Annotated in this window: 14 protein-coding genes and 1 tRNA gene; 6 read left to right on the forward strand and 9 right to left on the reverse strand. The window is 59.9% G+C overall.

The features are described 5' to 3' along the window. Positions 1 to 82 precede the first annotated feature (82 nt). Complete coding sequence (locus ACO08A_RS26325; RefSeq protein WP_421982847.1) at positions 83 to 664, reverse strand: cold-shock protein; 582 nt, start codon at positions 662 to 664, stop codon at positions 83 to 85. A 137-nt stretch (positions 665 to 801) separates the two neighbouring features. Next, positions 802 to 1,581, reverse strand: a complete 780-nt coding sequence (locus ACO08A_RS26330; RefSeq protein WP_422038801.1) for an SIR2 family NAD-dependent protein deacylase — start codon at positions 1,579 to 1,581, stop codon at positions 802 to 804. Positions 1,582 to 1,634: 53 nt separating this feature from the next. On the opposite strand from ACO08A_RS26330, the gene gloA reads away from it, so the two are divergent. Together gloA and ACO08A_RS26340 are read left to right on the forward strand one after the other, a co-directional pair. Further along, complete coding sequence (gene gloA, locus ACO08A_RS26335) at positions 1,635 to 2,075, forward strand: lactoylglutathione lyase (RefSeq protein WP_421982845.1); 441 nt, start codon at positions 1,635 to 1,637, stop codon at positions 2,073 to 2,075. Positions 2,076 to 2,200: 125 nt separating this feature from the next. After that, positions 2,201 to 2,276 (forward strand) — tRNA-Glu (locus ACO08A_RS26340). 50 nt (positions 2,277 to 2,326) lie between these two features. On the opposite strand, the gene ACO08A_RS26345 is transcribed toward ACO08A_RS26340, so the two are convergent. Further along, entirely contained in the window at positions 2,327 to 3,178 is an 852-nt protein-coding gene (locus tag ACO08A_RS26345) for a hypothetical protein (protein WP_422038802.1), read from the reverse strand. 470 nt (positions 3,179 to 3,648) lie between these two features. On the opposite strand from ACO08A_RS26345, the gene ACO08A_RS26350 reads away from it, so the two are divergent. Beyond that, positions 3,649 to 5,229 (forward strand): caspase family protein, encoded by a 1,581-nt coding sequence (locus ACO08A_RS26350; RefSeq protein WP_422038803.1) that lies wholly within the window; start codon positions 3,649 to 3,651, stop codon positions 5,227 to 5,229. 53 nt (positions 5,230 to 5,282) lie between these two features. On the opposite strand, the gene ACO08A_RS26355 is transcribed toward ACO08A_RS26350, so the two are convergent. After that, on the reverse strand, positions 5,283 to 5,708 hold the full coding sequence (locus ACO08A_RS26355; RefSeq protein ID WP_422038804.1) for an ExbD/TolR family protein: 426 nt from the start codon (positions 5,706 to 5,708) through the stop codon (positions 5,283 to 5,285). A 145-nt stretch (positions 5,709 to 5,853) separates the two neighbouring features. Between ACO08A_RS26355 and ACO08A_RS26360 the strand changes: the two genes are divergently transcribed. From ACO08A_RS26360 to ACO08A_RS26370, 3 genes are all read left to right on the forward strand, one after another. Continuing rightward, entirely contained in the window at positions 5,854 to 6,312 is a 459-nt protein-coding gene (locus tag ACO08A_RS26360) for a DUF1036 domain-containing protein (protein ID WP_422038806.1), read from the forward strand. A gap of 69 nt (positions 6,313 to 6,381) precedes the next feature. Further along, a complete protein-coding gene (locus ACO08A_RS26365; RefSeq protein WP_422038807.1) occupies positions 6,382 to 6,813 on the forward strand; it encodes a hypothetical protein in 432 nt (143 codons plus the stop codon). A gap of 35 nt (positions 6,814 to 6,848) precedes the next feature. Then, positions 6,849 to 7,520: a MotA/TolQ/ExbB proton channel family protein gene (locus ACO08A_RS26370; RefSeq protein WP_422038808.1), complete on the forward strand. Its 672-nt coding sequence runs from the start codon at positions 6,849 to 6,851 to the stop codon at positions 7,518 to 7,520. Here the strand turns inward: ACO08A_RS26370 and ACO08A_RS26375 are convergent. From ACO08A_RS26375 to tagF, 5 genes are read right to left on the reverse strand one after another with little or no spacing between them, the layout of a single operon-like run. Continuing rightward, on the reverse strand, positions 7,512 to 9,443 hold the full coding sequence (locus ACO08A_RS26375; protein ID WP_422038809.1) for a hypothetical protein: 1,932 nt from the start codon (positions 9,441 to 9,443) through the stop codon (positions 7,512 to 7,514). The two genes, ACO08A_RS26370 and ACO08A_RS26375, sit on opposite strands and share 9 nt — an antisense overlap. Further along, positions 9,440 to 9,862: a biopolymer transporter ExbD gene (locus ACO08A_RS26380; RefSeq protein WP_422038810.1), complete on the reverse strand. Its 423-nt coding sequence runs from the start codon at positions 9,860 to 9,862 to the stop codon at positions 9,440 to 9,442. Before ACO08A_RS26380 ends, ACO08A_RS26375 begins: the two co-directional genes overlap by 4 nt. 36 nt (positions 9,863 to 9,898) lie before the next feature. Then, on the reverse strand, positions 9,899 to 11,812 hold the full coding sequence (locus ACO08A_RS26385) for a serine/threonine protein kinase (RefSeq protein WP_422038811.1): 1,914 nt from the start codon (positions 11,810 to 11,812) through the stop codon (positions 9,899 to 9,901). Further along, positions 11,809 to 12,576 carry a PP2C family protein-serine/threonine phosphatase gene (locus ACO08A_RS26390; protein WP_422038812.1) on the reverse strand — a complete coding sequence of 256 codons (768 nt, stop codon included), beginning with the start codon at positions 12,574 to 12,576 and terminating at the stop codon, positions 11,809 to 11,811. Before ACO08A_RS26390 ends, ACO08A_RS26385 begins: the two co-directional genes overlap by 4 nt. Then, a complete protein-coding gene (gene tagF, locus ACO08A_RS26395) occupies positions 12,573 to 13,259 on the reverse strand; it encodes a type VI secretion system-associated protein TagF (protein WP_422038813.1) in 687 nt (228 codons plus the stop codon). Before tagF ends, ACO08A_RS26390 begins: the two co-directional genes overlap by 4 nt. Positions 13,260 to 13,269 lie beyond the last annotated feature (10 nt).

The raw sequence follows: 13,269 nt of genomic DNA on the forward strand, positions 1-13,269 counted from the left end.
CCCGCCTGTCCGGGGACATTCGGCAAACAAAAAGGCCGGAACAAGTCCGGCCGGAAGGAAAGTCCGCGCATGCGATCGCCGTTCAGTGCGACGCGGGAATATGTGTTCCGGTTCCCACGGGCCGGATCTCGGCCGCCATGCGCCCTTTCGGCCCCTGGCCGAAACGCACCTGCACATCCTGCCCGGGCCGTAATTCCGTGATCCCGAAGCGGCGCAGCGTCTCCATGTGAATGAAGATGTCTTCCGTGCCCTCGCCCTGTGTCAGGAAACCGAATCCCTTCACACGGTTGAACCACTTGACCGTCGCCGTTTCAAACCCGCCTTCGGGAACGACCTGAACATGGGTTCGTGACGGCGGCAGCTGCGAGGGATGGGTTGCCGTGGTCTCGTCCATCGACAGGATGCGGAACGCCTGCAGGCCCCGGGGCCGGTCCAGCACTTCGCAGACGACGCGCGCACCCTCGTAAGCCGTCTGGTAACCGTCGCGCCTGAGACAGGTCACGTGCAGAAGTATGTCGCCGTCTCCGCTGTCGGGTACGATGAAGCCATAGCCCTTGCCCACATCGAACCACTTTATTGTTCCGGCAATCTCGAATACGTCGACGGCAACGTCCTCTGTCGTCGTTTCGAGCGCGCGGGGTTCCCGTGCGGTTTTCACCCCCATAGCGATATTGTCCCGTCTCTGGTCCGCATCATTTGGCCGAGGGCAAGTTGCGACTCACCTCACGACCGATTCCTAATAAAAGGATAACATTGCGACTTATAGCGAGAAGCGAAATTGTGGAACTAACCACAGACCATTTACAGGTTTTGATCAAATTCTTCGACAAAACCTGAAAAAGTTTGTGCCAGCGGCGTTCGAATGACAGTAGAGGCCAGCGAATCGAGCGGCGTTTCTTGTCCATTGAGAATCACAAGTTCGGCGCGGTAGCGAACAGCATTTACCGGCAACTGGGCCGCGGGGTGCACCACAAGCGAGGTTCCCATCGCCAGAAAGACGTCGCAGGCCTGCGTGGCCTGAAAGGCGGCTTCCAGCTCGGCCTCGGGCATTTGCTGGCCGAAACTGATGACCGCGGCCTTGAGCAGGCCGCCACAGGCGGTACAGCGCGGCGAGCGCCTTTCTTCCACGTCCTTCCTCTGGTCGGCGAGTTCCGCCCGGCTGCCGCAATCCAGGCAGGTAGCAAACGTCGAGTTGCCGTGAATTTCGATCAGCCTGTCCTCCGGAAACCCCGCCGCCTGATGCAAACCGTCGACATTCTGGGTCACCAGGCATTTGAGCTGTCCCATCTCCGCCAGTTTCGTCAGGGCCCTGTGCGCGGCGTTTGGCTTGGCCTTTTTAAAGAAGTCCGCCATCTCGAAGCGCCTGTCCCAGTCTTCAAGACGGCTTTTTTCGGAGGCAATGAAATCCTGGTATTGAACCGGCCTGCGCTGGGACCATATCCCTCCCGGGGACCGGAAATCCGGAATTCCCGATTCAGTCGAAATTCCCGCGCCGGTCAAGGCAACGATGCTCAGGCCGTCATCCTGCAAAAAATCGGCTACAAAGTCTCTGGCTTCGGAAAGGCTGGTGATAAGGGTCATGAGCCGGCCGGGCACCTCTGGATAGATCCCTCGATTGAGGAAAAGGACAAGCTATGCGTTATCTGCACACGATGGTTCGTGTAACCGACATTGAAGAGTCCCTGGACTTTTATTGCAACAAGATGGGCATGACGGAGATTCGCCGTCACGAAAGCGAAAAAGGCCGTTTCACCCTGATCTTCCTTGCCGGTGGGGACGATATCGAGGCGGCAAAGGCGAACAAGGCTCCGCTTCTCGAGCTGACCTACAACTGGGATCCGGAAGAATACAGCGGTGGCCGCAATTTCGGTCACCTTGCCTTTGAGGTAGACGACATCTACGCGTTCTGTGACGACCTGCAGAAAAAAGGCGTGACGATCAACCGTCCGCCGCGCGACGGCCACATGGCTTTCGTTCGTTCGCCGGACAACATTTCCTTCGAGTTGCTTCAGAAGGGCGAAGCCCTTGAAATCAAAGAGCCCTGGGCGTCCATGCCGAATACCGGCGAGTGGTGATTCCGTCCGGTTTTCAACATGTGCGGGTCCGGAATACCGGGCCCGCAAAAAATTGTCGCAAAGGCTCTTGCGGGCAAGTCCATTCCCGCCTATAAGCCTCCCCACGACGCAGCCGCGTCGACCGCGCGCCCATCGTCTAGCGGTCTAGGACGCCGCCCTTTCACGGCGGAAACACGGGTTCGAGTCCCGTTGGGCGTGCCATCTTCCCTCTCGATATTCCGGGTCAGGCAGCAAACGCACTCGCGTGTGCGTCAACGCGTTGGTGAAACGTAGCGCCCTTCGATCGCCTGGGCCGGGTCGTCGCTTCCAAACAACGTTCTGCCCGGAAAATGGCGCCGGTAAAATGCGGCCAGGTCGCTCGCGCTCGGACCTGCATATTCAATCCTGCCATCTGGGAAGAAGACATCAAGATCGTCGTCCTCGTGATCCGAAGCGTAGGTTTCCTGCGACCCGTGCAGGATCATGTTGACGCCGATGCGGCTGTTCACGAAATTCTGGACATCGACGAATTTCGGCGAACGCGCGTGGGTCTGTCCGAGCCTTTTTTCCTTGACCCTGACGATGCGATCCGGGGCGTCCATGTCGACAATGCCGTAGAGATCAAAGTCGCCGTGGATGCATTTCCCGGCCGTGATCAGGGAGCCGGAGGTGAACTTGACACAGCCGAAATACGGATCATCCGGATTGCGTTCGACGAAGTACTGGCCGCCGGCGGGAATGTAGGTGAAGCTTTTCTGTTTTTCATGAGTGGACATTTCCGGATGCAGCTGGCCCGCGAATGAGCGCCACGCCGCCAGCGCTTTTGCATATTTTCCGTCGGTATAGGCGCCCTCCCCGAACAAATTCGGATCAACCACGAGGCCGGCAATCACACCCCGTTTGGCTTCCGGCAGACGTGCTCCGGTCGGCGCAACGTTGAAATCGGCTGTCTTTGCCTTGCAGTCCAGCCTTTTGGGCACCGCGTAGGGTTCACCGATGTGCTGCAGCGACGCGGTGTTCGTTCGCCTCACCAGAATCGCGACGTTGTAGAGCTTCGCCGCCGTCTTGAAGACACCTATGTGCGGGCCTTTCATGTGAGACAGAATATCTGAATGACCAGCCATCAAACCCGCTCCCGCTCGAACTCGATTGCGGCCATCCGGTATTGCCGCGTATTCGGTGCCATTCTACCAAGATCCGCTGCGGAACGTACGTGATCTTCATCACTCATCTTGTCTAATACCGAAGGATTGTCAGCGCCGCCGCCGGACAACTGTCCTCCATCTGTTCAAAGGGCGCCGCTTCTGCCGGAAATCGACAAAAAGTTGATACAAAAATCGTTGAAGCATCTGTGTGAACAGTGGAATCACGCATAAAGTTTGTCTATGATTGGGGCGGAGATTCAAGCGTTCTTGAAACTTCGCACTCGGGCAGGTGGGCATTTTTAAGAGCAATTTCACCAAAACGCATACTTGTGACACTTATTACACAACGATTAATGCCGCAGAGGTAGGTTTAAGAAGAAGAGGACACTCGCCTCAAATAAAGATCGGACAAACCGACGGGCAATATTGATCTTACGAGAGGACAGGACATGTTCACACGAATGATCGCCGTGCTGGCAATATTATTGGCAGGGACAATACCAGCTCTGGCAAAGCGCGTTGCACTTGTCATCGGCAACGGCGCCTACGAACACACGGTTCCGCTACCCAACCCATCGAACGATGCGGAAAAGATGGCTGCAAAACTGCGCAGCCTGGGTTTTGAGGTCGTTGCCGGTCAGGACCAGACCTACAACGACATGCGCCGTTCCGTCATGAATTTCGCGAAGAAGGCCTATGGTGCTGAAATCGCCCTGTTGTTTTACGCCGGGCACGGTATGCAGGTCGGCGGCCAGAACCTTCTCGTCCCGATCGATGCCCGGATCGAAGACGAGACGTCGCTCGATTTCGAAACCATCTCCGTCGACTTCATCATGCGCCAGATGTCCAAGGACGTTAAGGTGCAGATGGTGTTTCTCGACGCCTGCCGCGACAACCCGCTGGCGCGCACCCTCGCACGCCGCATGGGACCGAGCCGGTCCGGAAGCCTCGGTACAGGCCTTGCGGAAATCAAGGTCGAGGAAACCGGCGGCGAAGGCTCCGTGATTGCGTTTGCAACGAGCCCGGGCGATGTCGCCCTGGATGGCGAGGGACAGAACTCTCCGTTCACGTCTGCTCTCATTCGTCACATCGACACGCCGAACGCTTCGATCCAGACCGTGATGACGCGGGTTACCGGCGATGTCTACGACGCCACCGAAAAGCGTCAGCGTCCCTGGGTCAACGCATCGCTGATCGGCGAAGTTTTCCTGAACAAACAGGCTGCTCCGGCTGCTGCAGGAACCGAAGTCGCGTCCCTCGGAAGCACCGCGACAACAACGCCCGTGCCCAACCAGGCCGTGACCAACGCTGCGACCGCAGCCGCGGCCACACCCCAACCGAACCTCGACTGGGAACGCGAGAAGCTGATCTGGGAAGCTGCGAAATCCAGCGATACGGTTGCCGACTACGAATCCTACCTGTCGGCTTATCCGAAAGGGACTTTCGCGGACTTTGCCCGCAACTCGATCAAGCGTCTGCAAGGCGGCGCACAGGTTGCCGCGGTCAATCCGGCGGCCACGGCTCCGGCGAACGCTGCGCAGGGCGCAGTACCGGGTGCAGCGGTCACGTCCCTGCCGAACCCGCAGACAGCCGTTCCGGGCACTGCGGAAACCGAAGCCGCGCTCGGCTGGAACCGCACCGCACGCCGGGAAATCCAGACACGCCTGAACCTTACCGGGAACAATGTCGGACGCCCTGACGGTGCCTTCGGGCCCAAGACCCGCGCCGGCATCGTCGCGTGGCAGACGGCAAACGGACTGGTTCCGTCCGGGTTCTTCACGGCGTCTCAGCAGTTGCTGCTGACCAACCAGACGGCAGTGCAGTACTCGGCCTACATCGCTGAAATCAAGCGCAAGCAGCAGGCTGCTTCCGCCTCGCGCAGCACCACGACCCGCCGGAACAACACGACCCAGCCCCAGCGTGCGACCAACACGCAGCGGCGGAACACCGGCGGAGGCGTTAACCCGGCAGGTGCCGCGTTTATCGGCGGCGTTGTCGGCGGCATCATCGGTGGTGCGATCGGCCGCTAGGCGGGCACTACAAAAACAGGAGAGCCCGGCACATCGCCGGGCTTTTTTTTCGGTCAGTCCAGTTTGAGACCGACACGCTTGAGTCGCGAGGTTTTCGCGACATCCAGCACCCTGACCACCTGCTGAAAATCGATCGTGGCATCCGGGATGAGTACGGCGGTTGCCGCACCCGCCTCCGCGAGGTTGTCCAGTTCCTCCGCCAACTTGGCCAACGGTACATTCTTGCCGTTCACAACGAGACGCGGCTGCGCGTTGCCCGGTCCCGCCCTGAAATTGATCAGCACGGCGGGAACACCTTTTGCGGCAGAGGTATCAGAAACATCCGTTGCCTCTCCGCTGCCGAGAGCCACGTCCAGCGGCCGCCAGATGCCGAATGTCGAGGACAACAGGAAGAACATCACGAGAATGAAGATCACATCGATGAGCGGTGTCAGCGGTATCCGTCTGCGTTTTCCAATCGGTGGATGGATCAGGATCATCTGTCGCGTCTTCAATCACAAGGCTTGAGCGGTGCCGACCTTGTCATATTCCGTCTGTCTGCGTCAAACGGCACCGAAACGGCAAATTGACCCGCGTGGCGCTCCGTCATAGCGTAAGCATTCAATGATCAGAGAGTTCTTCCTCATGGCGAGAGCCAAGCATGCCGCGTATCGCATCCCATGCGCACGGCACTTCGACCGGGCCGCGGCCGTCCTGTGCGTTGCGTCAGTGCTGTTGTTCGTGGCCTCTCGGGATGCGCAGGCCGGACTTCGGGTGTGCAACGGGTCCGTCGATCTGGTGAACGTTGCCATCGGATACGACACCGACGAGGGTTTGCGCACCGAGGGATGGTGGACCATTACCGCGAACGCGTGCAGCCAGGTGCTGCAGGAACCCTTGAAGGCAGAAAACTATTATCTGCACGTTTCGGACGGTTTCGGCGAAGGCCGCCTCGGCGGTGACGTGACGCTGTGCATCCGGCAGGAAAAATTCGTTCTGTTCGACGGCGACCAATGCTGGCAACGAGGCCTGATCGAGGCCGATTTTTTCAAGATCGAGACTGAAGGCGCTGAAGACTGGACTGTTTTGTTGTCATATGACTGATTTTTGTGTCAGATGGCGTTGAGTGCTGATTTTGTTATCGTTTCAGCGTGATGTTTTCGGGGGAATTACATGCGGTTTTTGACGCAATTCGTCGCAATCTGTTTTCTGAGCATCGCCTCGGTCACGCCAGGCCTGGCGCAGGCACCGACCGGCAATATCAAACTTGAACTCAATCGGCTCGAACCGATGCAGGACGGTGGCTGCCGCCTTTCGATCGTCGCGCAGAACGGGCTTGAAAGACCGATCAACAATCTCGGCCTGGAAGTGGTGTTCTTCGATGCCGACGGTCTGATCGAACAGTTCCTGCGCCTGCAGTTCTCGCGCATATCCGCGGGCAAAACCAGAGTCCTGTTCTTCGACCTCGCCGGGAAGTCCTGCGACAGCCTGTCCAGACTGCACATAAACGACGTGACCAATTGCGTTCCGGCGAGCATAACAGACGTTTACTGCCCCGATTTGCTGGCCCTTGAAAACCGAACAGCGATCCAGTTCGGCGACTGACCGTGTCACCCGAGGCCGCATGGAGCCGGATCTGAATGCCTGAATCGTCTTCTTCACTCCTGGAACTTGGCGGGCCGGTCGTCCTGGTGCTGCTCGGGATTTCAATCCTGGCGCTTGCGGTCATCCTTGCAAAGGCGTTCCAGTTCTCGAATGCCCGCGTCGGCCGTCACACCCTGGTACGGCAGGCCGTCACCATGTGGCGGACCGGAGACCGGACCAAGGCGACACAGGTTCTGCTCAAGGACCGGTCCCTCTCCGCCGGGCTTATCCGCAGCGCAATGGATGCAATCCAGATGCTGGAAAACCAGCCGCTCGGATCACAGGAACGCGACATCCGCGAAGAACGTTTGCGGGAGGAGATTTCTGCGCGCGCGGCCGACCGGTTGTTCGGGTTGGCAAGCTGGCTCAAGGCGCTCGATCTGGTCATCCAGATCGCCCCCCTGCTCGGCCTGTTCGGAACCGTTCTGGGGATGATTGAAACCTTTCAGACGCTTCAGGAATCCGGTTCTGCGGCGAACCCGGGCACCCTGGCAGGCGGTATCTGGGTTGCGCTGCTGACGACCGCCTGCGGCCTTGCCGTCGCCATTCCCGTTTCGGTCGCAGTCACCTGGTTCGAAACGCGCCTGGAGAAGGAACGTGCCGCTCTCGAAGTGCTTCTGACAGGCGTCTTCACGGCGGGCACAGGCAACCCTCAACCGTCATCTTAGCATCCGGAAGGCCTCGATCGAGTAGACGCCGGGTTTTTCCAGGACACTCGAAATCCGGCTCGCCGGCAACGTCCGGAAGGCGGCCGGTTGATTTTGCTTGGGCCTGTTCCAGATTGCCAGCACCAGATTGTATTCGTCTTTTTCATTGGCTGGAAAAGACACGGGAAAACGGAAGCTCCAGCCTCCTATGGAAGCCGTGCTCGTTTCAGCACGAATATAGCTCCTTGCATCATGTATCTGTCCGTCCCGATCTATCAGATAGAGCTCGGGCGGCCCCTTCCCGTTCAGCTCCACTCCCGAAGCTTCCGCCTGCGCAATACGCCCGATGGGCAAATCGCGCTGGATCACGCCGGACAAAACCGATCCGTCTCTCACGACCGTTCTTGTCAACTCGACCAGGCCAGGCGCTTCGACGCCGTTCGAAGAACCGAGCGTGTCGAGCACAGCGCACTGCCGGTTCGAAACCAGGCGTACCTGCAAATCCGCTTCGTAACCCTGATCCTGTTGAAATCGTCCGTAGAACTCTGCAAATCGCGGGAAATCCGCGCCAAACGCTACAATCTGCGCTGTCTTTGTGCCTGCAGACACGACGGAGAACTGCGCGCACGCCCCAATGTCGTAGCCAGACACATAGTCCGTCACTTCCGTCAGAGGGTCGGTCGTTTCAGCTTCCTGCGCCGGGACCCTGGGTTCCGGACCTCCCACGACAGGCGTTGGCGGAATGTTCGGCAGATTGGGTTCGGTTGGCAGCAGGGAGGGTGAGACAATTTCGGACGGCTGAACAGCCGCCAACTGCTGCTCGGCGGGCGCGACTGTCGGCACCTCCACCGTTTCAGGTACAATCTGTGCAGGACTTGCGGTGACGGCCGGCGCTGCTGCGCTCTCGACGCGGTCGACCGGCGTGCCAGCGGCAATTGCAGCGCTTTCCGCTGGTCTGGTTGTCGGCGCGATCACCACGTCACCTGGCGACACGGACGCAACCGCCTGCGGGTCGGAGGCGACCACGACTGCCTCCGGACCGGAGTTTGCAGCAACGCTCTCTACCGGCCCGGAACCGGTCACATCCGAGGGTGCCACGGCCGATGGAGCCACTACCGGCGCCACCTGGACAGGTTGCGGACCGGCCGGAACAACGGCCACCTCGATCGACTGCGCGGGTTCGGCTGCCGTGACCAATGCGGCGTCATCGGCGCCACTCTGGTTCGGCTGCAGGTTTTCAGGAACGGTCTCCGGAACAGTAACGGGTGCAGGTGTTTCCGGAACGATGATCGTCGGTGGGGACACGGCGGCAATCGTGTCCTGCTCAAACGCTTCAACCGTTTCCGGCACGGCGGCAATGACCGCTTCAACCGGTGCGCTGGATACCGCTTCCGCGGAGACCCGAGGCGCTGCTTCAATGTCGCCTGCATCGGGGCTCGCCGCCGGTGCCACGGCAGCCGCACCTGCCTCGATCGTTTCGGGAACGAGCGCCGCCGCGCTGGACACCACCGTTTCGGCTTCTGGCGGCGACACTGCCTCACTGACGGTCGGCTGCACTTCAACAGCCTCGGGAGAGATCTGCGCTTGAGGAGCCGGCTGTACCGGCGGCAATTCTGCGAGCGCAGACGATTGCGGAACCAACTCGGGCGGGATCGGCGTTTGAACCGGCGCCGGCGCAGGTTGCACGGCATCGGCGACATCGGATTGCGCGGCTTCGGCAATGGTGGACTGGACCGCTTCCGCGGTCTCGAAAACAAGGTCATCGCTTTCGATGACGATTTCCGTTTGAGTTACGTCAGGGTCCTGCGCGTCTTCTGTGAACGTCAGCGAAATTCCGTAGACAACAAGCGCGATGTGCGCTGCGACGGAAACGCCGAGAACGGCCGTCCATACATAGGCCGGGATGCGGGCTTCACCGGCGAAATTGTAAACGGCAGCCGTCACGGATCTTCCGCCTCGATCGTGACGAAACTCAGCCGCGCTATTCCGGCGGCGCGAAGCGTCGCTGCCAAACGTGCGACGTCTTCCATTTGTGCATGCCGGTCGACCTGAAGCGACAAGGTGTCGATTTCCCCGCCAAGACCTTCCAGGAAATCGTCCACACCTGCCTCATCAAGGATCGCCCCCTCGAACCAGACGTCACCCGCGCGCGTGAGCACGAGAGTGTTGCGGACCTGTCCTTCACCCTTGGTTTCGGTTGTCTCGGCCCATTCAAATGCATCAGGCAACGGCGGCCGTAACGTTCCGGACACCAGAAGAAACACCAACAGCAGAAAGACGACATTGATCAGCGCAAGAGAACTGTCCGCTGACCGGCCAGGCAACGGTTTGGGCAAATGGATCGGCTTCGTGTAACGCTTCATTACGACCTATGATCCGCCTTCCAGGCTCCTCTGTGTTCACGGAACGACTTTGACGGTCGTTGCGGTTGCCCGCAAGATGGGGAGTTCATCCATCAACGCGGCAAAGTAGGCGTCGGCCTGCTTTTCACTGCGACCGGCGAGCTTCGCCACCAGGCCGTCCCCGACCAGGGAAATGATCAGGCCGGTTTCTTCCGAAGGCGTTTTCAGATTGAGCGGCACCACAAACCCGGCGCCGCCGTCGTCGGACTGAAGAAAGGGCGACAGGTTGACCACGCTTCCGCTGCTCGCGACGAACAAGAGCCCGAGTTCCCCGGTCGACGCATCGAAGCCGGAGATCCTGCCGGCCATGTTCTCGCCGTTCGGTACCACGGTCCTTTGCATGTCGAGCCGGAGTTCCGTCTTTTCGCTGCCCTGAGGCGTTGCCCTCAAAAAGGCAACAGCCGGACATTGGGCGTCCGACACGAGATTGGCCTGTATCTTTGCCTCGAATCCCTGCGACCGGGTGAAGTCGCTGTCGAATGCGATGAAGGGCGGCGTGCGCGACGCAAACCCTTCGATTTCAGCTGAATTGGCGGCGATCCTGACAGGCTGAAGATACATGCATTCGTCAGCCTTGTAGTTGTTCACATAGTTGCGCACGCGGTCTTCAGGCTTCGCAGGCTGCTGGGCCACGGCGTCCTGGACCGTGCCGTTGTCCTGCTTGTCCTTAGACAGCTGACTGAGGTCAGCCGCATCGTCCTGATCGTCCGTCCTGACCGGTATGTCCGGAACGGTGTTGTCCTGAACGCTGTTGTCAGAGGCCTGGTCCGTCGTGCCGTTGTCGGCAACGCCGCCTTGCGAGCCGGTATCTCCCGCCTGCCCCGTGTCTTGCACCGGCGGATCGGGCGCATTGTCCCTGGGCTGTGCGACCAGAACCGGTTTCTGGTCCTGCTGCGGAACGGATTGCCCTGCCAGGAAATAGACGCCGGCAGCGCCGACACCGGCAAATCCGAGCAGCGACAGCCCGACAAGAATGCGCCTCCCCCACCTGGCTTGCGGCGGTGGCATGTCCAGGGCCGTTTGTTCCGGAGGCGGCGCAGACGGCCTGATGATGGTCTTGTCTTCGCGCGGCTGGGACATGGGCGCACCCAGCGTCCACTGCGCAATGTCGGCCATCGATGCCGGCCTGTTCGCCGGATCGGGTTGCAGCATCGCCTCCAGCAGAGGCCGGAACCGATTGTCGATACCGTCCAATGACGGAACGATCCGGCGCTTTTCGACCATCTCGACCTGGGAACCGCCCATATCCGGCTGTCTTCCGGTCAGTGCTTCGGCAATGACGAGCCCGAGCGAATATATGTCACTTCTGGCCGTGACCTTGCCGTCGAACAGGCCAACCTGCTCCGGCGAAACGTAGTTCACCTTGCCCGCGAAGCCGTCGCCGATGATCGTCGGGCCGCCGGTGTTGGCCCGCGAGATCCCGAAATCAATAATCTTCGCCTGACCGACGTCGCCGTTCTGCAGGATAATGTTGTCGGGTGAGAGATCACGGTGGATGACCTCGCTGTCGTGCACATCCTGCAGGGCGGAGGCCAGGCGTATGACGAGCCTATAGGCCGCCTCGGGTTCCAGCGGACCGGATTCCAGCCGCGACTTGAGAGACGGGCCACCCACGAATTCCATCGCGAGGTAATAGACACCAAGCGTTGGTTCCTTGGCGAAAACGAAATACTGCGTCAGCGCGTCGTGCTTGAGTTTTCGAAGGATCTTGGCTTCACGCTTGAAGAGATCGAGGATCAGCGGATCCTTGGCAAAGTTGGCCAGCAGGACCTTGATCGCAACCGGATCACCGCTTTCGACATCACGCGCACGATAGACGATCCCGATACCGCCATCGGCAATGTGTTCCTCGATTTCGTAGAGGTTGTTCAGCCTGGTCCCGATCGGCAGCAAATGGTCATCCGGCTTCATGTACGGCCTGCTCCTTCACTCCGATTGACCTGGTCGAAGTCCACCACGACCACCGTGACATTGTCCGTGCCGCCCTTTTCCAAGGCCCCGTCCAATAGGTGCTGTGCCACCGATCTCTGTGCACCGTCAAGGAGCATGTTGGAGATGACCGCATCATCGAGATGGCCGGTCAATCCGTCTGAGCAGAGCAGAAAGCGGTCACCGTGCCGCAGATTGCCAGAAACCAGTTCGAGCTCAAGCTCCAGTCCGGAGCCTATCGCACGCGTGATCACATGTCTTCGGGAGAAATTCTTCGCCTCTTCGGGCGTGAGAACATTCTGATCCACGAGTTCCTGTGCCTCCGTGTGATCGGTCGTCAGCTGCTCCATCGTCCCGTTTCGCAGGCGGTAGACGCGGCTGTCGCCGGCCCACAGGCAAGCGAAATCCGTTCCGTAGGCCAGGAGTGCGGCAATCGTGGTGCCCATGGCGGCACCATTGGCCTTTGCCGCAACGCGTTCGATGTCTTTCTTCGCGTCGATGACCCGCCCTTCGAACTGGTCCAGCAGATCAACCGCGCTGCGGGGTTCTCGGATGAATCCGAGTGCGTTCTTGACAAGCCCGGATGCCATTGCGCCCGCATGCATGCCCCCGGCGCCATCCATGACTGCGAAGACACCCTTTGCTTCGTCGCAGAAATAGGTGTCCTGATTCTCGCTTCGAACGCAGCCGACGTGAGTCAGTGCGATCGAAAACCCCTGCAGTGCTTCGGAAACCTGCTGGTTCATGTTCGATGATCCTCCGCCTGGTATCGCCCATGGTGTTGCCCTGCCGTTTTCCCGTCATCCGAGCCTGCCTTGAAATCCTCCGGCAAAAGCAGCCAGCGGAATGCTTCTGGCGCAGGCAACCCGTTGCAGCCGAACCGGTATGTGCGCGGACCGGCCTGGCACCAGAACCGCGATGCGACCTGGTCCCGGGTTGCGTGGGCTGGCTCCATGTGTTCGCAAGAGGACTCGTCATCCCGTTCAGCGCCCTCGAACGGCGCGGCAAGTTCTGAAATTGCCTCCTGGAATTCCTTGAACGTTGCGTCTTCCCCAAGCGCACCGAGCAGAACTTCCTCCACACTGTCATACCAGGCCCCAGATGGCCGGCAGGCATCGCCGTACCCCTCTGAAGACCCGACCACCGTCAGCGGAAACTTGCGTCCCACCCTGTCGACACTCGGCATCAGCGCACCAGCCAGACACGTAGACGGCAAACCGTCCGGTACGGACGGCTTCATCCAGAAACGCCAAACAGGCATCGTCATATAGGCGTCCTCCCAGTCACCTCCGAGTTCCTGCCTCGATTGCGCGAGACCGTGTATCAGGAACGGTTCCCACAGTTTCAGGAACCCGTCCGGACAGCTCCCTGTTACAAAGTCCGCGCGGTCCGGCAGCTTCCCGAAATATCCGGCCAGGTTACGCTGCATCCGGTTCCCC

This window comes from Roseibium sp. (genome assembly GCF_965232425.1).
Classification (GTDB): domain Bacteria; phylum Pseudomonadota; class Alphaproteobacteria; order Rhizobiales; family Stappiaceae; genus Roseibium.

Bases quoted from the DNA above. Each gene is read 5' to 3' on its own strand.
- ACO08A_RS26330 (WP_422038801.1), bottom strand. From the start codon at position 1,581: ATGACCCTTATCACCAGCCTTTCCGAAGCCAGAGACTTTGTAGCCGAT.
- ACO08A_RS26355 (WP_422038804.1), bottom strand. From the start codon at position 5,708: ATGATCCTGATCCATCCACCGATTGGAAAACGCAGACGGATACCGCTG.
- ACO08A_RS26365 (WP_422038807.1), top strand. From the start codon at position 6,382: ATGCGGTTTTTGACGCAATTCGTCGCAATCTGTTTTCTGAGCATCGCC.
- gloA (WP_421982845.1), top strand. From the start codon at position 1,635: ATGCGTTATCTGCACACGATGGTTCGTGTAACCGACATTGAAGAGTCC.
- ACO08A_RS26345 (WP_422038802.1), bottom strand. From the start codon at position 3,178: ATGGCTGGTCATTCAGATATTCTGTCTCACATGAAAGGCCCGCACATA.
- ACO08A_RS26380 (WP_422038810.1), bottom strand. From the start codon at position 9,862: ATGAAGCGTTACACGAAGCCGATCCATTTGCCCAAACCGTTGCCTGGC.
- ACO08A_RS26390 (WP_422038812.1), bottom strand. From the start codon at position 12,576: ATGAACCAGCAGGTTTCCGAAGCACTGCAGGGGTTTTCGATCGCACTG.
- ACO08A_RS26360 (WP_422038806.1), top strand. From the start codon at position 5,854: ATGGCGAGAGCCAAGCATGCCGCGTATCGCATCCCATGCGCACGGCAC.
- tagF (WP_422038813.1), bottom strand. From the start codon at position 13,259: ATGCAGCGTAACCTGGCCGGATATTTCGGGAAGCTGCCGGACCGCGCG.
- ACO08A_RS26385 (WP_422038811.1), bottom strand. From the start codon at position 11,812: ATGAAGCCGGATGACCATTTGCTGCCGATCGGGACCAGGCTGAACAAC.
- ACO08A_RS26350 (WP_422038803.1), top strand. From the start codon at position 3,649: ATGTTCACACGAATGATCGCCGTGCTGGCAATATTATTGGCAGGGACA.
- ACO08A_RS26325 (WP_421982847.1), bottom strand. From the start codon at position 664: ATGGGGGTGAAAACCGCACGGGAACCCCGCGCGCTCGAAACGACGACA.
- ACO08A_RS26370 (WP_422038808.1), top strand. From the start codon at position 6,849: ATGCCTGAATCGTCTTCTTCACTCCTGGAACTTGGCGGGCCGGTCGTC.